Consider the following 22443-nt stretch of genomic DNA (forward strand, 5'->3'; position numbering starts at 1 on the left):
GAAGCCTTACACGCCCGGCTCTTTATGCAGCCGACGACAAGCGGTGCCATCCTCACGGAATAAATGGCAACGCTCCGGCGGCAAACCGATGGCGAATGTGGCTCCCTCTTCTACCAGCACCACGTCGTTCTGGCGGTAAACCAGGTTCTGACGGATGGATGGGATCTGAATATGAATTTGCGTTTCGTGGCCGAGCTGTTCGACCACCTGGACTTCACCTTCGAGGGTGACGTCGGCAATATCGCTGGGCAGCAGATGCTCCGGACGGATACCCAAAGACATGTTGGCGCCAACCTGAACGCGGGCGCTGTCCACCGGCAGCCAGACCTGCTGGCGGTTCGGCAGCTCCACCTGCACCTGCTCAATGGCGGTAGCGGTGACTTTGACCGGCAGGAAATTCATCTTCGGCGAGCCAATAAAGCCCGCGACGAAACGGTCCGCCGGGTAGTGATAGAGTTCGAGAGGCTTCCCGACCTGCGCGACGCGACCGGCATCCAGCACCACAATCTTGTCGGCCAGCGTCATCGCTTCGACCTGGTCGTGGGTCACGTAAATCATCGTGCGGCCAAGGCGTTTATGCAGACGGGATATTTCAATACGCATCTGTACGCGCAGCGCGGCGTCAAGGTTTGAGAGCGGTTCATCCAGCAGGAAAACGCGCGGTTCAGCCACCAGGGTACGGCCAATCGCCACGCGCTGGCGCTGGCCGCCAGAAAGCGCTTTCGGTTTACGTTCCAGCAGATGGGCAAGCTGCAGAACTTCCGCCACCTGGGTCACGCGCTGGTTGATCAGTTCTTTTTTGGCGCCGGCCAGCTTAAGGCCGAAAGACATGTTTTCCGCGACGGAAAGGTGGGGGTAAAGCGCATAAGATTGAAACACCATCCCGATACCGCGCTCGGCGGGCGGAACATCATTCATTCGGGTATCGCCAATCAGCAGATCGCCGCTGGTCACCGTTTCCAGCCCGGCAATCATACGCAGCAGGGTGGATTTGCCGCAGCCTGATGGCCCAACAAACACGACGAACTCCCCATCCTGGATTTCGAGATTAATATCTTTCGATACCACCACGTCACCCCAGGCTTTCGTTACATTTCGCAGCTGTACGCTCGCCATGCCCTTCTCCCTTCGTTACAACCTGTCACTTAACGACACATTCAAGATGGGCTGACTATGCGGCATTCATAAGTGGGGTAAATCCTCCACCCCCCGGCTTTTTTATGGGGGAGGAGGCGGGAGGATGAGAGATGACGTCTCGCCGCCGGGGGGGACGGGCGGATGCCGATTTCGTGATGTCGCCTGCAAAATTAGCCGCCTTTTTATGTGCGCCAGGACTCATAACCGGCATTTCTGCAATGGAGATCACACAAACGGAGGATGGGGCGTAGACATGGGGAGGATGGAAAGAGGTTGTTAAAAAAGGAAACTCATCATCGTTAAGCCACTCAAGTGTATCCACGAGCACATCACCAAATAGGACGGGTATATGAAAATCAAAACTGGCGCTCGCATCCTCGCGCTGTCTGCATTGACCACGATGATGTTTTCCGCCTCTGCCCTCGCAAAAATTGAAGAAGGTAAGCTGGTTATCTGGATTAACGGCGACAAAGGCTACAACGGCCTCGCTGAAGTGGGTAAAAAGTTTGAGAAAGACACCGGCATCAAAGTCTCCGTAGAACATCCGGACAAGCTGGAAGAGAAGTTCCCGCAGGTTGCCGCGACCGGCGACGGCCCCGACATCATTTTCTGGGCTCACGACCGCTTCGGCGGCTACGCACAGTCCGGTCTGCTGGCGGAAATCACCCCGGATAAAGCTTTCCAGGACAAACTCTATCCGTTCACCTGGGATGCGGTTCGCTACAACGGCAAGCTGATTGCCTACCCGGTTGCCGTCGAAGCGCTGTCGCTGATCTATAACAAAGACCTGGTAGCGAACCCGCCAAAAACCTGGGAAGAGATCCCGGCGCTGGATAAAGAACTGAAAGCGAAAGGTAAGAGCGCGCTGATGTTCAACCTGCAAGAACCGTACTTCACCTGGCCGCTGATTGCTGCCGACGGCGGTTACGCATTCAAGTTTGAAAACGGTAAGTACGACGTGAAAGACGTGGGCGTAGATAGCGCTGGCGCGAAAGCGGGCCTGACCTTCCTGGTCGACCTGATCAAGAACAAACATATGAACGCCGACACCGACTACTCCATCGCGGAAGCGGCCTTCAACAAAGGCGAAACTGCGATGACCATCAACGGTCCGTGGGCGTGGTCTAACATCGATAAGAGCAAGGTTAACTACGGCGTTACCCTGCTGCCAACCTTTAAAGGTAATGCGTCCAAGCCGTTCGTTGGCGTACTCAGCGCCGGTATTAACGCCGCCAGCCCGAACAAAGAACTGGCGAAAGAGTTCCTCGAAAACTATCTGATGACCGACCAGGGTCTGGATGAAGTTAACAAGGACAAACCGCTGGGCGCGGTTGCGCTGAAATCCTTCCAGGAAAAACTGGAAAAAGATCCGCGTATCGCCGCCACCATGGCTAACGCCCAGAAAGGGGAAATCATGCCGAACATCCCGCAGATGTCCGCCTTCTGGTATGCCGTTCGTACCGCAGTTATCAACGCCGCTAGCGGTCGCCAGACCGTCGATGCCGCCCTGAAAGACGCGCAGGCTCGTATCACCAAGTAATACGGTTTCCCTTATTCCTTAGGGAGTAAGGTTTGTTGAATACGTTGTTACACGAAATCTTTCGCGCTACATCGAGGCGGCAAGGATGCAAATCCCCAGGCGCTTACATCCGTAAGTGACTGGGATGCGTATCCGCAGCCAACAAAGAGGTAGCGCGAAGGATAAAGTGTAAAGAGGATGATCCCCATGGATGTCGTGAAAAAGAAACACTGGTGGCAAAGTCCGCAGCTCACATGGTCTGTGATCGGCTTGCTGTGCCTGCTGGTGGGTTACCTTGTTGTTTTGATGTACGCCCAGGGGGAGTACCTGTTTGCCATCATGACGCTGATTTTAAGCTCGGTTGGCCTGTATATTTTTTCCAATCGCAAGGCCTATGCCTGGCGCTATGTTTACCCGGGTCTCGCCGGGATGGGGCTGTTCGTCCTGTTCCCGCTGATCTGCACTATCGCTATCGCTTTCACCAACTACAGCAGTACTAACCAGCTTACCTTTGAACGCGCCCAACAGGTGCTGATGGACCGTTCCTTCCAGGCGGGTAAATCCTACAACTTCGCGCTTTATCCGGCGGGAGATGAGTGGAAGCTGGCGCTGACCGATGGCGAGAGCGGCAAAAACTATCTTTCCGACGCTTTTAAATTCGGCGGCGAACAGAAGCTGGCGTTAAAAGAGGCTGATGCTCTGCCGGAAGGCGAACGCGCCACCCTGCGCGTGATTACGCAAAACCGCACCGCCCTGAACCAGCTGACCGCCGTCCTGCCGGATGAGAGCAAAGTCATCATGAGCTCCCTGCGTCAGTTCTCCGGTACCCAGCCGCTGTACGCGCTGGCCAATGACGGTACGCTGACCAACAACCAGAGCGGCGTGAAATATCGGCCGAACGCCGAGGTCGGTTTCTATCAGGCGATTAACGCCGACGGCAGCTGGGGCAGCGAAAAGCTCAGCCCGGGCTACACCGTGACCATCGGCTGGGATAACTTCACCCGCGTGTTCCAGGATGAAGGTATCCAGAAACCGTTCTTCGCGATTTTCGTCTGGACGGTGGTCTTCTCTGTTCTGACCGTGATTCTCACCGTTGCGGTCGGCATGGTGCTCGCCTGTCTCGTCCAGTGGGAAGCCCTGAAAGGCAAAGCGATTTATCGCGTACTGCTGATTCTGCCTTATGCCGTACCGTCGTTTATCTCAATTCTGATCTTCAAAGGGCTGTTCAACCAGAGCTTTGGTGAGATCAACATGATGCTCAGCGCGCTGTTCGGCATCAAGCCGGCCTGGTTTAGCGACCCGACTACCGCGCGCACCATGATTATCATCGTCAACACCTGGCTGGGCTATCCGTACATGATGATCCTGTGCATGGGCCTGCTGAAAGCGATTCCTGACGATTTATATGAAGCCTCGGCAATGGATGGCGCCACGCCGTTCCAGAACTTCTTCAAAATTACGCTGCCGCTGCTGATCAAGCCGCTGACACCGCTGATGATCGCTAGCTTCGCCTTTAACTTTAACAACTTCGTGCTGATTCAGCTGTTGACCAACGGCGGGCCGGACCGGCTCGGCACCACCACGCCGGCGGGCTACACCGACCTTTTGGTGAGCTATACCTATCGCATCGCCTTTGAAGGCGGCGGCGGGCAGGACTTCGGCCTCGCGGCGGCTATCGCCACGCTGATCTTCCTGCTGGTAGGCGCCCTGGCGATTGTTAACCTGAAAGCCACACGTATGAAGTTCGATTAATTGGAATAACCAGGCGTCATTGGCGCGGGCAGTTTGAGCTCGGCCAGCGCGCAAGAACCGGAGCGTACACGTAGTACGTGAGGATTCTGAGCACTGCCCGAGTTCAAAATGACAAGCAAAATAGCCTGGAGCGGTATCAAGGGGAGTAAAAATATTATGGCTATGGTTCAACCCAAATCTCAGAAGCTGCGTTTATTAACAACGCACCTCCTGTTGCTGATTTTTATCGCGGCGATTATGTTCCCGCTGCTGATGGTCATCGCTATCTCGCTGCGCGAAGGGAACTTCGCCACCGGTAGCCTGATTCCCGAAAGTATCTCCTGGGAGCACTGGCGGCTGGCGTTAGGCTTCAGCGTCGAACACGCTGACGGCCGCGTCACGCCGCCCCCCTTCCCGGTTCTCCTGTGGCTGTGGAACTCCATCAAGGTGGCCGGCATTACCGCCATTGGCATCGTCGCGCTCTCTACAACCTGCGCTTACGCTTTTGCCCGTATGCGCTTCCCGGGTAAAGCCACGCTGCTTAAAGGAATGCTGATTTTCCAGATGTTCCCCGCGGTTCTGTCGCTGGTCGCGCTGTATGCCCTGTTTGACCGTCTCGGCCAGTACGTACCGTTCGTTGGACTGAATACCCACGGCGGCGTGATCTTCGCCTATATGGGCGGTATCGCGCTGCACGTCTGGACAATCAAAGGCTACTTCGAAACCATCGACGGCTCGCTGGAAGAAGCGGCGGCGCTGGACGGCGCGACGCCATGGCAGGCTTTCCGCCTGGTGCTGCTCCCGCTATCGGTACCGATTCTGGCGGTGGTGTTTATTCTGTCGTTCATCGCCGCGATTACCGAAGTGCCGGTGGCCTCTCTGCTGCTGCGCGATGTGAACAGCTATACCCTTGCGGTCGGAATGCAACAGTATCTCAACCCGCAGAACTATCTGTGGGGCGACTTTGCCGCCGCGGCGGTGCTCTCCGCCATTCCGATTACCGTAGTGTTCCTGCTGGCCCAGCGCTGGTTGGTTAACGGCCTGACCGCAGGCGGAGTGAAAGGTTAATTTTCATCGTTAGATACTCTAATTAATTCGAGTTGTCGAAAGGCGACAAGCCCGATAATCCCCAGCAGCATAGATAACTATGTGACTGGGGTGAGCGGGTGCAGTCAACGCATCAGCAACTTGAAGTATGACGAGTATACCCGCCCCAAATTTCAGAGGAGGGATGACGGTTTCGCGGTAATGCACGACCCCAACCGGGCATTACCGCCGTCGCCCTCAGCTGAAAAAGTAAGGCAAATGCCACTGCTATCCTCAACTGGACCCTACATAAATTCTATTTGTGACTGTTGGTCAGCGGCCCTGGAGGCCGCTTTTTTTTTATTCGCGTTTCAGGTACCCGACGTCTCGCAATGAAACTCCCCCTTGCGCGGAAGTCCAGAAGTTCGCAGGCAAAGTGCTGAGCGTTAGCCACCCGCAGCGCCTTGATGCAGCGGCACCCACCCACCAACGTCTCTTCCGAAGAGAGATAATCCGCCACTCTTTTAAAGAAATTTATTATGTTATTTTGCATTTAGGTTACGATTATTTTCTTTTGCGCGATTCATCACTGCAATTTCATTTACCGCCGTTCTTTTAACAATTAAATAGAGTTGAGATCACATTAAGAATATAACGTAATTGCAATATTAAATTTGATAATTGCCATCCCCGGGTGATGAATACACCATCATTATTACCGATAAGAAGAAATGTGTATTTAAGGCTGGTCAGGATGAAGACCCAATATAATTCAAGCTATATCTTTTCGATTACGTTAGTCGCCACGTTAGGAGGACTATTATTTGGCTACGATACCGCAGTCATCTCCGGTACGGTAGAATCCTTAAACACTGTTTTTGTGGCTCCGCAAAACCTGAGTGAATCTGCCGCCAACTCACTGCTGGGCTTCTGCGTTGCCAGCGCCTTGATTGGCTGCATCATTGGAGGCGCGCTTGGCGGCTATTGTAGTAACCGTTTTGGCCGCCGGGATTCGCTAAAAATTGCCGCGCTTCTGTTTTTAATCTCTGGTATCGGTTCGGCCTGGCCTGAATTAGGTTTCACCCCGATAAACCCTGACAACACGGTGCCAGTTTATTTAGCCGGATATGTACCAGAATTCGTTATTTACCGCATTATTGGAGGCATTGGCGTAGGTTTAGCATCAATGCTTTCACCGATGTATATTGCGGAACTGGCGCCGGCAAGCATACGAGGGAAACTGGTTTCCTTTAACCAGTTCGCGATTATTTTTGGGCAGCTATTGGTTTACTGTGTTAACTATTTCATTGCAAAATCAGGTGATGCTAACTGGCTGAATACCAATGGTTGGCGATATATGTTTGCCTCAGAATGCATTCCCGCACTGCTGTTTTTAGGGCTACTGTATACCGTACCGGAAAGTCCGCGCTGGCTGATGGCGCAGGGCAAACAGGAACAGGCGGAGGGTATTCTGCGCAAAATTATGGGCAGCAAGCTCGCCGTCCAGGCAATGCAGGAGATCAATCTGTCACTGGAAAATGGCCGTAAAACGGGCGGTCGTCTGCTGATGTTTGGCGCAGGCGTCATTACTATCGGCGTTATGCTGTCTATATTCCAGCAGTTTGTCGGCATCAACGTCGTGCTCTACTACGCTCCGGAAGTCTTCAAAACGCTGGGAGCCAGCACTGATGTCGCCCTGCTGCAGACCATTATCGTGGGCGTTATCAACCTGACTTTCACCGTTCTGGCCATCATGACGGTTGATAAATTTGGCCGCAAGCCGCTGCAAATTATTGGCGCGCTCGGGATGGCGCTTGGCATGTTCAGCCTTGGCACCGCCTTTTATACTCAAGCATCCGGTTTGGTGGCGCTGCTGTCGATGCTGCTTTACGTCGCCGCATTTGCCATGTCCTGGGGCCCGGTTTGCTGGGTGCTGCTGGCAGAAATCTTCCCTAACGCGATTCGCGGCAAAGCTCTCGCCATTGCGGTTGCCGCGCAGTGGCTGGCGAACTACTTTGTCTCCTGGACCTTCCCGATGATGGATAAAAACTCCTGGCTGGTTGCCCATTTTCACAACGGTTTTTCCTACTGGATTTACGGTTGTATGGGAATTCTGGCGGCGATGTTTATGTGGAAATTTGTGCCGGAAACGAAAGGCAAGACGCTGGAAGAACTCGAAGAGCTGTGGGCACCCGCAGAAGAGAAAACGCTTCAGGCCTCTATCAGATAATAACCACAGCACGCCGCTACCGGAAGCGGCGTGCTGTCTGTTTACTCGCGTTTCAGTCGGTTGGAGTTACACAGCCAGAGCGTAATCACCAGAATCAGGATCGCGGCGGAGTAAATCAGCACCGCCATGGGCGACTCATGATCGATGATAATCAGGCGTACGATGGCGGTGATGCCGATATAAACAAAGTAGCGTAGCGGGAAGTGAAATCCCGATTCAAAGTACTTCACAATCAGCGCGATAAACTCGAAATAGAGGAAGTAGACCACCAGCCCTTCCACCAGCTTGTATTTACTGACAGGTTCAGGGGTAAACAGGACGTGCGCCAAATGCAACGTCTCTTTACCGAGGAATACGATCAGAATGACCCCCAGGCACAGCAGGCCAAGATTCAAAACGGTTTGCATGGCGGTTGCAATAAAACTCACCAACGGACGATAAACCGGCGGCATAGGTACTCCTCATCATCATGATTTACTGTGACCTGTATAACGCAAAAGTGTGATCCAGATCTACATTTGTTGTCCCCTTCTCCTCACTGCCCGCCTTGCTCGTATACGACGAAATACGTAAAAAGAGAAAATCTTACTTTCGTCATCGCTGTGAGGCGGTTAACTAAATCCCTTTTTATGTTCAAAAAACAGAATATAAATACTCGGTAAATCAGTTAATTAACCATAATAAGATCACAGTTTTACATTCTTTTAATAAGCGAAAATTTTTCTCTTTAATGCATAAATAACAGGGTTATTAGAGTAAGTTTTTCCTTCAGAATTATCTTAGGATACTCGCCAGTTAATAACCCACAATTAGCGGATTGATTTAAAATATGATTAATGAACGCGCATCCATTTTTATAAAATGGCTAAAACAAGAAGTGGCTCCGGCATTAGGTTGTACCGAACCCGTCGCTATTTCTTTTACTACCGCTTACGCTGCGAAACATTTAGATACGGCCTGTCAAAGTATTAACGGTTTTATTTCTGCGAATCTGTACAAAAACGCGACGGGCGTAACTATTCCAGGAACATCCGTTAGCGGTGTCGCGCTTGCCGCCGCCATTGGCGCTTTTGGCGGCGATGCCGATAAGGGTTTAAAAACGCTGGAGGGGATTACCCAGCAGCATGTCGAACTAGCGCAAAAGTTAATCGCCGATGGCCAGGTTAATATTCGCGCGGAAGATACTCCCGATTTTATCCATCTGGATCTGACCCTGACCGGTGGCGAAAAGAGCTGCCGCGTGGTAGTTAAAGGCACGCATACCAATATCGTTGAACTTTATATTAATGGCGAAGCGCAGGCTTTGGCTAATAAACAGAATACGGTAACGCAGCAGGAAGCGTTAGAAACCTTTTCGCTTGCCGAAGCCTTCAATTTTATAAGCGAAGTCGATTTTGCCGACATCGAATTTATTCTCGAAGCCGCCCGCCTCAATTCGGCGCTGGCAAATGAAGGCAAGAGCAAGAAATATGGTTTAAACATCAATGGTACCTTCTCTGATGCAGTAAAAAAGGGTCTGCTCAGCAACGACCTGCTCAGTAAAGTCATCATCAATACCGTCGCCGCATCCGACGCGAGGATGGGCGGCGCTCCCGTCGTCGCCATGTCAAACTTTGGTTCCGGTAACCAGGGTATCGCCGCTACCATGCCGGTAGTGACGGTCGCGGAGCATCTTAATGCCGATGAAGAGACGCTCGCACGGGCGCTCGCGCTCTCCCACCTGACCGCGATATCGATCCACTCCCGCTATACACGTCTGTCCGCGCTATGCGCGGCGTCTACGGCAGCAATGGGAGCAGCTGCCGGGATGGCGTGGCTATTTACTCGCGATATGGAAACCATTAACACCGCGATTATTAATATGGTCAGTGATATTACCGGTATGATTTGTGACGGCGCTTCTAATAGCTGCGCGATGAAAGTTTCATCCGTCGTGTCCAGCGCATTTAAGGCTGTATTGATGGCCATGCAAAATAGCTGCGCAAGCTCTAATGATGGGATCGTTTGCGCTGACGTTGAGCAAACGATTAATAATCTCTGTCGTCTGGTTGTTAAGCCCATGGCCTATACCGACAAAGAAATTATCAACATCATGGTTGCTAAATAATCATTAACTAATCTTTCCACGTACCTTACATAAATAATTAATTTCTTAAATAACAGATATTGCTTATGAACAAAAAAGTTATCCTACGGGGCGCCAGCGCCATTCTTCCCTTGTGTATCGGCGACTTTCCCTTTTCATTTATCGTCGGCGCGCTAAGCGTGAGCGCCGGAATGAGCGTCTGGCAAAGTACGGTCTGGTCCACCATTGTTATTGCGGGTTCAGCACAAATGCTGGCGTTGAATATGCTCAAAACCGGGGCGAGCCTCGGGGTAATTATATTCACCACGCTGATTATTAATCTCCGTCATATACTTTACAGCGCATCAATTTCCAGTACCGTACGCGAGGCGTCCTTTTTTAAAAAATGCTTTATGGCCTATGCTCTGACCGATGAGGTGTACGCCACGACGGTGAAAGAGATGGAGGAGAATAAAAAGGATAAATATCTGTTCTACTCTTCAGCCATGCTGACATTTTGGTTCGCCTGGGTTTTAGCCGATTTCCTTGGCGCTCTGGTTGGCGCCTCATTTCCACATATTGAAAAATACGGTCTGGACTTCGCGATGGTCGCCGCCTTTATCGCCATCGTCGTTCCGCAAATCAAGAGCCAGGCCTGTACCGTCGCCGCCATTGTGGCTGCCGTATCCGGCGTACTTTTGGTCGTGCTGCCCTATTCGTTAGGCATTGTCGTCGCATCCGTATTGGGCGTAATGGCGGGCCTGAGCGTCGATCTCGCCGAAGAGCGTAAACAAGCGCAGGCCGCCGCTAAACTCTCTCTCGAAGGAGCGCTGGAAAATGAGTAATAGCTTTTTTATCGCCCTGACGCTGGGTATGGCCGCCGTGACCTTTCTTATTCGCTTCTCGTTCATTGGTCTCGCCGGGAAAATCCAGATGTCGAACCGGGTCAGCAAAACGCTGCGCTTTGTGCCGGTGACTGTTCTGCCAGCCATCATCACGATTCAGATCCTGAGCGTGAACTCCAGCATGGAGTTTGATTTAAAAAACCCGAAAGTCATCGCCGCGATTATCTGCACGCTTGCCAGCTTCCGACTGGGGCTGGTCTGGGTCGTCGTCAGCGGCGTTGGTTCACTGGTTTTACTTAACTATTTCATGTAACCACTTATCAAGAGGAATCAACAGAATGATTATTTCCACCGCGTCCGCGCCTGCCGCCATCGGTCCGTATGTTCAGGGGGTAAACCTGGGTACCATGACGATGACCTCAGGGCAGCTCCCGGTTAATGCGCAAGATGGCACCATGTCTGACGACATCGCTGTGCAAACGCGCCAGTCGCTGGAAAACGTTAAAGCTATCGTGGAAGCGGCGGGCTTGCAGGTGAAAAATATTGTTAAGACGATGGTTTTCGTCAAGGATCTGAACGATTTTGCTACCATCAACGCGGTCTATGAAGCGTTCTTCGTTGAACACAACGCGGCGTTTCCAGCCCGCTCCTGCGTTGAGGTCGCCAGACTGCCTAAAGATGCGGGTATTGAAATCGAGGCCATCGCCGTCGCCTGATCCCCAGCCGGAGGCTCTCCTCCGGCATCTTCTCCTCCCCCACTTTTGAGGTTTACCCGCAGCGAACTTTACGGGCAAAATATCGCCACTTCTTTGCGAGGAACGCAGAATGCTAAAGATTCGTCTTGCACGTCCGGAAGATGCGGCTTTACTCAACGATATGGCGAATGCCAGCTATCGTCATCACTTTACCCACCTCTGGCATAACGCCGATGAAATGGAGCGCTACCTGCAGCAAGAGTATGCCGTGGCCTCACTGGAGCGCAGCCTGGCCGATACGCAGTGCTGCTGGTTAATTGCTGAGGCAGAGGAGCCAATCGGCTTTGCTAAATACGCCTGCCGCCAGGACATCAACCCCGAAGGTCCAACCGGTACGCTATTGCATAAGCTCTATCTGTTACCTGCAACAACGGGCCATCGCTATGGCGAGCAGCTTTTTCACGCCGTCGAGAAGCGAGCAAAAGTTGCCGGTGAACGCTGGCTCTGGCTGGAGGTGCTCGCCGCGAATACCCGCGCCCGCCGTTTTTATGAACGTCAGGGAATGCAGCACGTAAAAGATGTCATCTTTCATTCTGCGACCCAGCAAAGCACATTACACATTTTGGCTAAACCGATCTGAGAGGCAGCATGCATACCCTTCGTGAAACCGCCATTCGCAACGTCGCCAGCGGCGAAAACGTGGTGATTTACCAGCCCGCCAACCTCTATGACTGCACGCTAGGCGATAACGTCTTCGTCGGCCCCTTCGTTGAAATCCAGGGCCATACCCGCGTTGGCAGCGACAGCAAAATTCAGTCCCATACCTTTATCTGCGAGTACGTGACCATCGGCGAACGCTGTTTTATCGGCCACGGCGTGATGTTCGCTAACGATATGTTCCGCGACGGCAAGCCCAACGCCGACCGCGAAAGCTGGGGAAGAATCATCATTGGCAACGATGTGTCTATCGGCAGCGGCGCAACCATTCTGGCGGTCAGCATTTGCGATGGCGTCGTGATTGGCGCGGGCAGCGTGGTGACAAAATCCATTACAGAGAAAGGCGTGTGGGCAGGAAACCCGGCAAAACTGCTGCGGCGGCTATAAAAAATGCCGGCCACCTGGGCCGGCATTGACAACGTTTTAGCGATTATGCGCGCCAGGATTTATAGCGGTTAATCAGGCCGTTAGTGGAGCTGTCGTGGCTGCTGACTTCAGAACCATCCTTCAGCTCCGGCAGGATGCGGTTCGCCAGCTGTTTGCCCAGCTCAACGCCCCACTGGTCGAAGGTGAAGATGTTCATAATCACGCCCTGGGTGAAAATCTTATGTTCATACAGGGCAATCAGCGCGCCCAGACTGAACGGCGTGATTTCACGCAGCAGGATGGAGTTAGTCGGGCGGTTGCCTTCAAACACTTTGAACGGCACCACGTGTTCCAGCGTCGCGGGATCTTTACCCTGATCGCGATATTCCTGTTCAACCACTTCGCGGGATTTACCAAACGCCAGCGCTTCGGTCTGCGCAAAGAAGTTAGACAGCAGCTTCGGATGATGGTCAGACAGCGGGTTATGCGTAATCGCCGGAGCGATAAAATCGCACGGCACCATTTTGGTCCCCTGGTGAATCAGCTGATAGAACGCGTGCTGACCGTTGGTGCCCGGCTCGCCCCAGATGATCGGGCCCGTCTGGTAATCCACGGCGTTGCCGTTACGGTCAACGTATTTACCGTTGGATTCCATGTTGCCCTGCTGGAAGTAGGCGGCAAAGCGGTGCATATACTGGTCGTACGGCAGAATCGCTTCGGTTTCAGCGCCGAAGAAGTTGTTGTACCAGATACCGATCAGCGCCAGCAGCACCGGCAGGTTTTTCTCAGCCGGCGTGGTGGAGAAGTGTTTGTCCATCGCGTGCGCGCCGGAGAGCAGCTCGACGAAGTTGTCGAAGCCCACGGACAGGATGATGGACAGGCCGATAGCAGACCACAGAGAGTAACGACCGCCAACCCAGTCCCAGAACTCAAACATATTGGCGGTATCAATACCGAATTCACCTACCGCTTTACCGTTGGTGGAGAGCGCGGCGAAGTGTTTCGCTACGTGTTTCTCATCGCCAGCGGTCGCCAGGAACCAGTCGCGCGCGCTGTGGGCGTTGGTCATGGTTTCCTGGGTGGTAAAGGTTTTCGACGCCACCAGGAACAGCGTGGTTTCCGGGTTCACCGTTTTCAGCACTTCGGCGATATGGGTACCATCGACGTTAGAAACAAAGTGCATATTCAGGTGATTTTTGTACGGACGCAGCGCTTCGGTCACCATGAACGGGCCAAGATCGGAGCCGCCGATACCGATGTTCACGACGTCGGTAATCGCTTTACCGGTGTAGCCTTTCCAGCTACCGGAGATAATAGCTTCAGAGAAGGTTTTCATCTTCTCAAGCACGGCGTTCACTTCCGGCATCACATCTTTGCCATCAACCAGAATCGGAGTATTGCTGCGGTTACGCAGCGCAACGTGCAGCACCGCGCGATCTTCCGTGCGGTTAATCTTCTCGCCGGAGAACATGGATTTAATGGCGTCAGCCAGGAAGGTCTCTTTGGCCAGATCCTGCAGTTTGGCCAGCGTCTCTTCGGTGATGCGGTTTTTGGAAAAATCCACCAGCATCAGATCGTCGAACGTGGCGGAGAATTTAGAGAAACGGTCGCTATCTTTCGCGAACAGATCCGCGATGGTAACGTCTTTCATTTCATCAAAGTGTTTCTGTAATGCCTGCCAGGCAGAGGTCTGCGTTGGGTTGATGTTTTTCATTAGCAATACTCTTCTGATTTGAGAATTGTGACTGCGGTCGATTGTAGCGCCGGTGACGAAAAATTGTGATGATTTTTATGTTATGCCGATGATACGCGTCAGAAATTGGGGCAATTTGAGGCAAAACGTCCCTGATAGTATAGACATCATAAGGCTTTTTTCTGTCAGCGACCCGCGCATGAAAAATCCGCATAACCCTGACGTTGACATACTTCGCCTGAACCCTTTATATAACGGCAGTACCTACATATACGTAGGTAGGTATGGATCGCGCATTTCACGCTACAGCGAAAGGGTATTGCAGGGGGGTATAATGTCCCGCGTCCCCCTGGCAAAGTGAAAGACGTCGGTAATTGCCAGAAGAGGTGCGTTGCCCAGGTAACCGTATTGGAGGAGCCAGTCCGGGGAAAATACGTGAGGGGGAGCAACGCCGAGGTGAATAAGCGTCTGGTTACGCTCATCACCGGCCACAGGGGCTGAATCCCCTGGGTTGTCACCAGAAACGTTCGCAGTCGGGCGTTTCATACTCGCCATCTGATGCGCTGCATCGGCAAGCGGGTCTACAAGGTGGAGCACTTCTGGGTGACATCGTAGTTTGTTTATCGCTCTGCGCCCACCCTGTTTTTCGCTCTTCCCTTGTGCCATGGCTGAATAATTTGGCCTGGCTTATTAAGACATTTTGTTGCAATCCGGCTGCGTCCAGCCCCGCCAGGATTGGTTGTCAGGAATCGTTTTAATAAGTCAGGCCCCCTGACACGAGGTTGTTATGACAGACTTAGTTGTAGCCAAATTCGGCGGTACCAGCGTTGCCGACTTTGATGCCATGAACCGCAGCGTAGACGTCGCGCTGCTGGATGCCAATACCCGCGTGGTGGTGCTTTCCGCCTCGGCTGGCGTGACCAACCTGCTGGTCGCCTTAGCGGAAGGGCTGGAACCTGGCGAACGTTTCGCAAAGCTCGATGCCATGCGGCAAATCCAGTTCAATATTCTGGAGCGTCTGCGTTATCCGAACGTGATACGCGATGAAATTGAACGCCTGCTGGAAAACATCACCACCCTGGCGGAAGCCGCCTCCCTGGCCAGTTCAAGCGCGTTAACCGACGAACTGGTCAGCCATGGCGAACTGATGTCCACTCTGCTATTTGTCGAGATCCTGCGCGAGCGCGGTATCGCCGCCCAGTGGTTCGACGTGCGCAAGGTTATGCGCACCAACGATCGCTTTGGCCGCGCGGAACCGGATATCGCCGCCTTATCTGAACTCACCGAGCAACTTCTGGCTCCGCGTCTGGCGGAAGGCCTGGTGATCACCCAGGGCTTTATTGGCAGCGAAGCGAAAGGCCGTACCACCACACTTGGCCGTGGCGGCAGCGACTATACCGCCGCGCTACTCGGCGAAGCGCTAAACGCTACCCGCGTCGATATCTGGACCGATGTTCCGGGTATCTATACCACCGACCCGCGCGTTGCGCCGGCGGCCAAACGCATTGACGTTATCGCCTTTGAAGAAGCGGCGGAAATGGCGACCTTTGGCGCGAAAGTGCTGCATCCGGCCACCCTGCTTCCCGCCGTACGTAGCGATATTCCGGTATTCGTCGGCTCCAGCAAAGAGCCAAAAGCGGGCGGCACGCTGGTGTGCAAAAATACGGAAAATCCGCCGCTGTTCCGCGCGCTGGCGCTGCGCCGCAAGCAGACTCTGCTGACCCTGCACAGCCTCAATATGCTGCACTCGCGCGGTTTTCTGGCCGAGGTATTCAGCACGCTGGCGCGTCACAGTATCTCCGTTGATCTGATCACCACTTCTGAAGTGAGCGTGGCGCTGACCATGGATACCACCGGTTCGACTTCGGCCGGCGACACCCTGCTCACCCAGTCGCTGCTGACCGAACTGTCCTCGCTGTGCCGCGTTGAGGTTGAACAGGACCTGGCGCTGGTTGCCATCATTGGTAACGAACTGTCGAAAGCGTGCGGCGTCGGTAAAGAGGTGTTTGGCGTGCTGGAGCCGTTTAATATTCGAATGATTTGCTACGGCGCATCCAGCCACAATCTGTGCTTCCTGGTACCGGGTGCAGATGCCGAAAAAGTCGTCCAGAAGCTGCACCATAATCTGTTCGAGTAATTATTTAAATATGCCCGGTGAAGTGCTACCCCACCGGGCATATTTTCTCATCACCTGACAATCACCACTTCCCCATCAATAATAGCAAGGTAGGGATTATAGGTAAAAACCTCTTCCCCCTCTTTATTTATAATTTTCAACGGCGAGTTTTGATATATACCCCGCGCTAGCCTGAATAGCCGACCATCGCAATACGTTACCAGTTCTTTATCTTCCCATTTCAACTCTGCTGTCGTCAGGTTGGTATCTTGTACCTTTTCTGGCAGACCATATGACTTAAAGATAAAATCAGCAGAAAATCCCGTAGCTAACGCCATCTCTTTACTTGATATTTGAGCCATGGTCTTTAACGCACCCACATCCCGCTTATTCATCGCTTGCCAGATCTTAGTGTATGTTTCTTTTATCGCTGGCAGATCTTGTACAGATATTTTTCGCGCTTTTTCCCAGGCCCATTCAGGCATCCCGCTTAACGTAATCTCACGTCCCGCACCATATAAATCGTTCTCTTTATCCATAGCTGATTGAACATCGCTAACCGCGCCTTCATTTTGCGCTCCATTGGGGTTAGAAGAAGATGAGGCGATGATTTTCTTATTTCCATCGACCGTTAACTTTATCGTCGAAACTACTTCACTGGATTTTCTGGTATTCCGCAAGACAACAAGCTCGCACCATGAATCCGCATAAAGCATCTCAGGTTGATCTGGATCCGTAGCTCCCATCACCAGTTCAAGGGTATTTTTCCCATTTGCGGCAAAGGGAGTGATATCTCCTCCTGCCGTTACCGTTCCACTATTAGCCGAAAAATTATTCAGTAGCGGTGCATTATTAACCCTGGCCATACATGCGCTGCGGTTTGTTTTAAATAAAAATGAATATCGCGCATCGGATATCGATTCAGCTCTCAGCGGCAAGGATACCATTAATAATAATGATGAAATCACACCCAACATATAAAATACTTTCTTTTTATAACTTGCCATAGTTATTCCTTTTTTAATCTGATGTTCTCAAGAATACATGGAAATTTGTTGCAATAATCTATAAGAAAATTATCCAACGCTGGAAATCAGAAATTAGCCCGGCAAACATCCCTCAAATTCCAACATCTAGCAGTATTTACTTCCCCATCACCGTGGTCATCAGTAATCTGTCCAACTCCCTGATATTCCCTGTCCGGCTATCCGGCAGCGCGGGAGGGATCGCGCCTCTGAGCAGCTCGGACTGAATAAACGCATGCAGTAATGGCCGCCGCGGACCATATTCGGCCTCGCCGGCGCGCTGTTTACGCGCCAGCAGCTCGTCGATTTCCTGACGCAGGCCCGCTTCCAGACAGCTTCCCGCCAGCAGTTCAGCAAAGCGCATCGGCGGCGCCCCTTTTCCCGCCTCAACCCAGCGGACGGCCAGTAGCGGACGCAGCACGTAAAAGTACTTTTTCAACCGCACCTGTTCACCCTGCAGATAGCCGCGAAAATTCTTTCTGGCCATCGAGTAGTAATGCCAGCGGGCGCGTACCGGAGAAAACCACTCCGGTATCAGCCGCTTAAGTGCCTGAACCGTCGCATCATCCTGCTGATACACCACCGGCGAGTCCAGCCATTCGATCAGCGTCGGATTTGCCCCTTTCAGCAGACCCAGCGCCTTACGCCACTCCCAACCGCAGACGTCCAGCTCAGCGTCGATGGGCAGCTCGATAACATCGCGCGGCGCATCCACCCGCAGGTACCACTCAGGGGGATGAACATAGAGAAACCGCACATCATAATCGCTGTCCGGCGAGGCAAAGCCCCAGCCCCGGCTGCCGGACTCGCAGGCGTAGAGCACCCTGACGCCGTAGCGCTGCTCCACCTCCTGTAACTGCCGCCGCACCTTATGGCGCATGGCGGCATCCACACCGTTATACGTCATGTTGTTTATCCTTTTAGATTGACCAGTCCATGCAGCACCTGGTCCAGGCCGCCAAAGACCGAGATTTTATCGATACGCTCCGCCACCCTTTCCAGCGTTTCCAGCTCTTTTAAGCGCAGCGCGACCGGGTTGTTTTCCATCACTTTCGCGGTGTTGAGCAGCGAACGCGTCGCCGCGGTCTCTTCACGCCGGCGGATCACGTTCGCCTGCGCCGATTTCTCCGCCTCCACCAGCTGCGACAGAATAGCTTTCATGTCGCCGGGCAAAACAATATCTTTCACGCCCAGCGAGGCGACTTCGATACCAAATGCCGCCATGCGCTCGGTTACCTGCGCGCTCACCACCTCATCAATGATGTGCTTATCTTCCAGTAGTTCATCCAGCGTTCGCGTTCCGACGGCTTCACGCAGCGCAAACTGCAGTTCGCGATACAGATGATCCAGCGGCTTCGTCAGCTGTCCAAAAGCCCGCAACACATCGCTGTAGCGCCAGTTCGCCGCCAGATTTAAACGCAGATTCACTTTATCTTTGGTCAGAATCTCCTGACCGCCGACTTCCAGCACCTGCAGGCGGGTATCGACCACTTCAGCTTCCACCAGGTGATTGATCTTCCAGTAGGCGCTCAGGCCCGGCGGCAGCAGCGACTGCGTCTCACCATCGACTTTCAATACCCCGATGTGCCAGGCTGGCACCGATACGGTCAGGATCGCTTCGCGACCTTTTACCGTCCCGTGACGTCTCGGCTGCAGCACCGCGTTCATGATCGCCTCGGGGACCTCAACCTGCCGGGTATCCAGACGTAGCAGCTGCATCTCGTCACCGGCGGCCCAGTAAAGTCGACGCGTCGCTGGCGGCAGAATTTCCTGCAGCACGCCGTTGTGATAGAGCGCTCCGGCCTCGTTATCCGTCAGGTCCGCCGCCAGGCAGTACTGTTCGATCCATTCCGCCTGAAAGCGCCGTAAATACTCGGCCAGCGCCTCCGGCACTTCGCTGCCGTCCCTGTTAACGATTAGCACTTCAGGAACGTTGAACCACGGCAGGCGATACTCGCCCGCTTCCAGAATCTGATAGTAATCTCCCTGACGAGAGAGAAGTCCCAGTTGGCCTTTCCGTATAGTGATTTTTTTAGCCATTTTTTATTCCTTATAAAAAGCAGGCGCGGGTGCAGGGGCGAAGCCGCAGGGGAACTCCCTTTTGCCTGCGGCACGGCGCCTTTACCGGCGGCCTGCTGTGGGGAGTGCTGACTGCGCAAAACCCCGAGTATCTCTATGATTAACAAACCAGTTTTCATTGGAGTGAAATCGGGAATCGAACCCATTGGTGGTTATCGGCTGACGGAACGCGCCCGAAAGACGGTCAGTACCGTTTCTGACGTGCCGGCGGGGTTTAACCCCCTGCGAATTCAGCGAAATAACGAAAGGGTTATTGCCAGATGCGTGCCAGAACGAAAAAGTGACGAAATAAATTTTTATCTCATTGATTAAAAGTGATTTATTTTTTAACTCGGTTTTTGCCGTTGCCCGGCTCGGGAGAATTTTTTATCTTTTAGTATCGATACTTATCTTATGAGATAAATAATGAACAAGCGTCGGGTGGTGATTGGCGTTCTCGGAACGGTACTGGATAAACGCGGCAAGCGGGCTAATCGTTTAAAGAAATGGCGGCCCACCGTTGGGCTATGCCAGCAGGCCGATTTTCCTGTCGACAGGCTGGAGCTCATCCACCAGCCGCACGATGAAAGCCTGGCGCAAAAGCTGATCGAAGATATCGCCCTGCTTTCGCCGCAAACCGAAGTACGCCCGCATAGGGTCGAGATAAACGATCCGTGGGATTTTGAAGAGGTCTACGCGGCGTTTCTCGACTTCGCCAGCCGCTACAGCTTTGATACCGAAAACGAAGAGTATCTGGTGCATATCACTACCGGGACTCACGTGGCGCAAATCTGCTGGTTCCTGCTGACGGAGGCGCGCTATCTTCCCGCCAATCTGCTGCAGACCGGTCCTGCGCCGAAAGGCTCACCGGATAAAGCCATCGCTGTCGGTATTTACTCGGTTATCGATCTGGACTTAAACCGCTATGCCGCGCTCACCAGCCGCTTTCAGCGCGAGCAGCAGCAGTCGGTCTCTTTCCTGAAAGCCGGGATAGAGACGCGCAATGCGACGTTCAACAAGCTTATCGATCGAATTGAGCGCGTGGCGATCCGATCGACCGATCCGATCCTGCTTACTGGCCCAACGGGCGCCGGTAAGTCCTTTCTCGCCAAACGTATTTATCAGCTGCGCCAGTCGCGTCATTTAGTGGCGGGAAAATTTATGGCGGTTAACTGCGCCACCCTGCGCGGCGATAACGCAATGTCTACGCTGTTTGGCCATGTCAAAGGCGCGTTTACCGGCGCGGTCGCGCCGCGCGCCGGACTATTACGCGAAGCCGACGGCGGCGTGCTGTTTCTTGATGAAATCGCCGAGCTGGGGCTGGACGAGCAGGCCATGCTGCTGAAGGCCATTGAAGAAAAAACCTTTTTCCCGTTTGGTTCGGACAACGAGGCGCACAGCGACTTTCAGCTAATCGCCGGAACGCATCGCGATATGCAGCAGTGGGTGGCGGAAGGACGCTTTCGCGAAGATCTTTATGCGCGCATCAATATGTGGCGCTTTGCCCTCCCCGGCCTGGCGCAGCGGCGGGAAGATATTGCGCCAAACGTGGAGTATGAACTACGACGACTGGCCAGCGAACGGCAGACGCAGATCCGCTTTGATAAAGAGGCCCGCGAGCGTTATCTGGCCTTTGCCTGCTCGCCGCAGGCGCAGTGGCGCGGCAATTTTCGCGAACTCAGCTCATCCGTGGCGCGTATGGCGACGCTGGCCGAGCAGGGGCGCATTACGCAGGCCGTTGCGGAAGAGGAGATTATGCTGCTGAAAGAGAGCTGGCAGCTAACGACGTCTTCTCCTGACATAGCAATGGAAATCGATCTCTTCGATCGCCGGCAGCTGGAAACGGTGCTGGAGGTCTGCCAGCGCAGCGCTTCGCTCTCCGAAGCCGGACGCGAGCTGTTCGCCGTCTCCCGTCAGAAAAAGGCCAATCCTAACGATGCTGACCGCCTGCGCAAGTATTTAGCGCGCTTCGGACTCAGCTGGGAGCTTATCCGCAGCGGAACATGAGCATAATTTGTTTGAATAATATTTCTTAGCACGATAAACAATAGCTATGGCCGGGCTCGATCCCGGCCGGTCAATAACAAGCAAACACAACTTATGTGCAAGGAAAACAACATGCTCGCCACGCTTACGCGGCTGTTCCCATTATGGGCGCTGCTGCTCTCGGTTATCGCTTATTACACGCCATCCACTTTTACTCCCGTTGGCCCTTGGGTCCCGACGCTGCTGATGCTGATTATGTTCGGCATGGGCGTGCATCTGAAAGTCGACGACTTTAAGCGCGTGCTTTCCCGCCCCGCGCCGGTTGCCGCAGGGATTTTTCTCCACTACCTGGTGATGCCGCTCGCCGCCTGGCTGCTGGCGCTGATTTTTCACATGCCGCCGGAGCTTTCCGCCGGCATGGTGCTGGTGGGCAGCGTCGCCAGCGGTACGGCATCCAACGTGATGATCTTTCTGGCAAAAGGCGATGTTGCGCTCTCAGTCACCATCTCCTCGGTATCCACCCTGGTCGGCGTGGTCGCGACGCCGCTGCTGACGCGTCTGTACGTGGATGCGCATATTCAGGTAGATGTGATGGGAATGCTTCTCAGCATTCTGCAAATTGTGGTGATCCCAATTGCACTGGGGCTGGCGGTGCATCATCTGCTGCCGAAAGTGGTGAAGGCGGTGGAACCGTTTCTCCCGGCCTTTTCGATGGTCTGCATTCTGGCGATTATCTGCGCCGTGGTGGCAGGCTCGGCGTCGCATATCGCTTCCGTTGGTTTTGTGGTGATTATCGCCGTTATCCTGCATAACACTATCGGTCTGCTCGGCGGCTACTGGGGCGGGCGACTGTTTGGCTTTGACGAGTCCACCTGCCGCACGCTGGCGATCGAGGTGGGAATGCAGAACTCCGGCCTTGCCGCCGCGCTGGGGAAAATCTACTTTGGCCCGCTGGCCGCGCTGCCCGGGGCGCTGTTCTCGGTCTGGCACAACCTGTCCGGCTCGCTGCTGGCCGGTTACTGGTCAGGGAAGCCGATTGCGGATGAATCGCGTCAAACGGAAAAAGAGAGCTAACAACCCGTAATTTTCCCGGCTTGCGCTGCGCTTAGCCGTATATGGACACCTCCCGTTATGCAAGCCATCTCTGCATTTTGTGTAACGGGGTAAGTTGCGTTCGTATATCCGGCCTCTCTTACGATACCGTCGTATCCGGGCCATGATGTTATCTGCGCAT

At 53.6% G+C, this 22443-nt stretch carries 20 protein-coding genes and 1 riboswitch; of the genes, 14 read left to right on the plus strand and 6 right to left on the minus strand.

The window, feature by feature from the left end; genetic code table 11:
* Positions 1 to 6: 6 nt before the first annotated feature.
* Positions 7 to 1116 carry a maltose/maltodextrin ABC transporter ATP-binding protein MalK gene (malK, locus tag ACSIPU_RS12560; RefSeq protein ID WP_004097762.1) on the minus strand — a complete coding sequence of 370 codons (1110 nt, stop codon included), beginning with the start codon at positions 1114 to 1116 and terminating at the stop codon, positions 7 to 9.
* Between the two features lie 370 nt (positions 1117 to 1486).
* Here malK and malE point away from each other — a divergent pair, with 370 nt between their 5' ends.
* The 4 genes from malE to xylE all read left to right on the plus strand — a co-directional run bounded on the left by malE (position 1487) and on the right by xylE (position 7643).
* Positions 1487 to 2677: a maltose/maltodextrin ABC transporter substrate-binding protein MalE gene (gene malE, locus ACSIPU_RS12565; RefSeq protein ID WP_004109568.1), complete on the plus strand. Its 1191-nt coding sequence runs from the start codon at positions 1487 to 1489 to the stop codon at positions 2675 to 2677.
* A gap of 186 nt (positions 2678 to 2863) precedes the next feature.
* Positions 2864 to 4408, plus strand: coding sequence for a maltose ABC transporter permease MalF (malF, locus tag ACSIPU_RS12570; protein WP_004109570.1), 1545 nt, complete (start codon positions 2864 to 2866; stop codon positions 4406 to 4408).
* A gap of 156 nt (positions 4409 to 4564) precedes the next feature.
* Positions 4565 to 5455 carry a maltose ABC transporter permease MalG gene (gene malG / locus ACSIPU_RS12575; RefSeq protein ID WP_004109572.1) on the plus strand — a complete coding sequence of 297 codons (891 nt, stop codon included), beginning with the start codon at positions 4565 to 4567 and terminating at the stop codon, positions 5453 to 5455.
* Between the two features lie 712 nt (positions 5456 to 6167).
* Positions 6168 to 7643, plus strand: coding sequence for a D-xylose transporter XylE (gene xylE, locus ACSIPU_RS12580; protein WP_004109574.1), 1476 nt, complete (start codon positions 6168 to 6170; stop codon positions 7641 to 7643).
* Between the two features lie 41 nt (positions 7644 to 7684).
* On the opposite strand, the gene psiE is transcribed toward xylE, so the two are convergent.
* Positions 7685 to 8095 carry a phosphate-starvation-inducible protein PsiE gene (gene psiE / locus ACSIPU_RS12585; protein WP_004097754.1) on the minus strand — a complete coding sequence of 137 codons (411 nt, stop codon included), beginning with the start codon at positions 8093 to 8095 and terminating at the stop codon, positions 7685 to 7687.
* 377 nt (positions 8096 to 8472) lie between these two features.
* On the opposite strand from psiE, the gene ACSIPU_RS12590 reads away from it, so the two are divergent.
* The 6 genes from ACSIPU_RS12590 (at position 8473) to ACSIPU_RS12615 (ending at position 12352) form a co-directional block, all read left to right on the plus strand.
* On the plus strand, positions 8473 to 9750 hold the full coding sequence (locus ACSIPU_RS12590; RefSeq protein ID WP_196557760.1) for an L-cysteine desulfidase family protein: 1278 nt from the start codon (positions 8473 to 8475) through the stop codon (positions 9748 to 9750).
* A gap of 65 nt (positions 9751 to 9815) precedes the next feature.
* Positions 9816 to 10553: an AzlC family ABC transporter permease gene (locus ACSIPU_RS12595; RefSeq protein WP_004109581.1), complete on the plus strand. Its 738-nt coding sequence runs from the start codon at positions 9816 to 9818 to the stop codon at positions 10551 to 10553.
* Positions 10546 to 10866, plus strand: coding sequence for an AzlD domain-containing protein (locus tag ACSIPU_RS12600; protein WP_004109584.1), 321 nt, complete (start codon positions 10546 to 10548; stop codon positions 10864 to 10866). The genes ACSIPU_RS12595 and ACSIPU_RS12600 overlap by 8 nt, the downstream gene beginning before the upstream one ends.
* A 25-nt stretch (positions 10867 to 10891) precedes the next feature.
* A complete protein-coding gene (locus ACSIPU_RS12605; protein ID WP_004109587.1) occupies positions 10892 to 11269 on the plus strand; it encodes a Rid family detoxifying hydrolase in 378 nt (125 codons plus the stop codon).
* Between the two features lie 109 nt (positions 11270 to 11378).
* Entirely contained in the window at positions 11379 to 11888 is a 510-nt protein-coding gene (locus tag ACSIPU_RS12610) for a GNAT family N-acetyltransferase (RefSeq protein WP_004109593.1), read from the plus strand.
* Between the two features lie 8 nt (positions 11889 to 11896).
* Positions 11897 to 12352, plus strand: a complete 456-nt coding sequence (locus ACSIPU_RS12615) for an acyltransferase (protein ID WP_023320168.1) — start codon at positions 11897 to 11899, stop codon at positions 12350 to 12352.
* A gap of 43 nt (positions 12353 to 12395) precedes the next feature.
* On the opposite strand, the gene pgi is transcribed toward ACSIPU_RS12615, so the two are convergent.
* Positions 12396 to 14045 carry a glucose-6-phosphate isomerase gene (pgi, locus tag ACSIPU_RS12620; RefSeq protein WP_004097737.1) on the minus strand — a complete coding sequence of 550 codons (1650 nt, stop codon included), beginning with the start codon at positions 14043 to 14045 and terminating at the stop codon, positions 12396 to 12398.
* A 352-nt stretch (positions 14046 to 14397) separates the two neighbouring features.
* Positions 14398 to 14631: riboswitch (Lysine riboswitch) on the plus strand.
* Positions 14632 to 14811: 180 nt separating this feature from the next.
* Here pgi and lysC point away from each other — a divergent pair.
* Entirely contained in the window at positions 14812 to 16161 is a 1350-nt protein-coding gene (gene lysC, locus ACSIPU_RS12625) for a lysine-sensitive aspartokinase 3 (protein WP_004109599.1), read from the plus strand.
* A 50-nt stretch (positions 16162 to 16211) separates the two neighbouring features.
* On the opposite strand, the gene ACSIPU_RS12630 is transcribed toward lysC, so the two are convergent.
* The 3 genes from ACSIPU_RS12630 to ACSIPU_RS12640 form a co-directional block, all read right to left on the minus strand.
* Complete coding sequence (locus ACSIPU_RS12630) at positions 16212 to 17147, minus strand: hypothetical protein (protein WP_053064524.1); 936 nt, start codon at positions 17145 to 17147, stop codon at positions 16212 to 16214.
* A 136-nt stretch (positions 17148 to 17283) separates the two neighbouring features.
* The gene (locus ACSIPU_RS12635; protein ID WP_016808443.1) at positions 17284 to 18072 is read right to left on the minus strand and encodes a nucleotidyltransferase domain-containing protein; all 789 of its coding nucleotides are present in this window, start codon (positions 18070 to 18072) and stop codon (positions 17284 to 17286) included.
* Positions 18073 to 18077: 5 nt separating this feature from the next.
* On the minus strand, positions 18078 to 19205 hold the full coding sequence (locus tag ACSIPU_RS12640) for a slipin family protein (RefSeq protein WP_196557758.1): 1128 nt from the start codon (positions 19203 to 19205) through the stop codon (positions 18078 to 18080).
* Between the two features lie 135 nt (positions 19206 to 19340).
* On the opposite strand from ACSIPU_RS12640, the gene ACSIPU_RS12645 reads away from it, so the two are divergent.
* The 3 genes from ACSIPU_RS12645 to panS all read left to right on the plus strand — a co-directional run bounded on the left by ACSIPU_RS12645 (position 19341) and on the right by panS (position 22283).
* Positions 19341 to 19556 carry a hypothetical protein gene (locus tag ACSIPU_RS12645; protein WP_071530261.1) on the plus strand — a complete coding sequence of 72 codons (216 nt, stop codon included), beginning with the start codon at positions 19341 to 19343 and terminating at the stop codon, positions 19554 to 19556.
* 93 nt (positions 19557 to 19649) lie between these two features.
* Positions 19650 to 21230 (plus strand): RNA repair transcriptional activator RtcR, encoded by a 1581-nt coding sequence (gene rtcR, locus ACSIPU_RS12650; RefSeq protein ID WP_032728770.1) that lies wholly within the window; start codon positions 19650 to 19652, stop codon positions 21228 to 21230.
* 111 nt (positions 21231 to 21341) lie between these two features.
* Positions 21342 to 22283: a ketopantoate/pantoate/pantothenate transporter PanS gene (gene panS / locus ACSIPU_RS12655; RefSeq protein WP_004117193.1), complete on the plus strand. Its 942-nt coding sequence runs from the start codon at positions 21342 to 21344 to the stop codon at positions 22281 to 22283.
* Positions 22284 to 22443 lie beyond the last annotated feature (160 nt).

The sequence above is a fragment of the Klebsiella sp. HN106 genome (genome assembly GCF_051209435.1).
Taxonomy (GTDB): domain Bacteria; phylum Pseudomonadota; class Gammaproteobacteria; order Enterobacterales; family Enterobacteriaceae; genus Klebsiella; species Klebsiella oxytoca.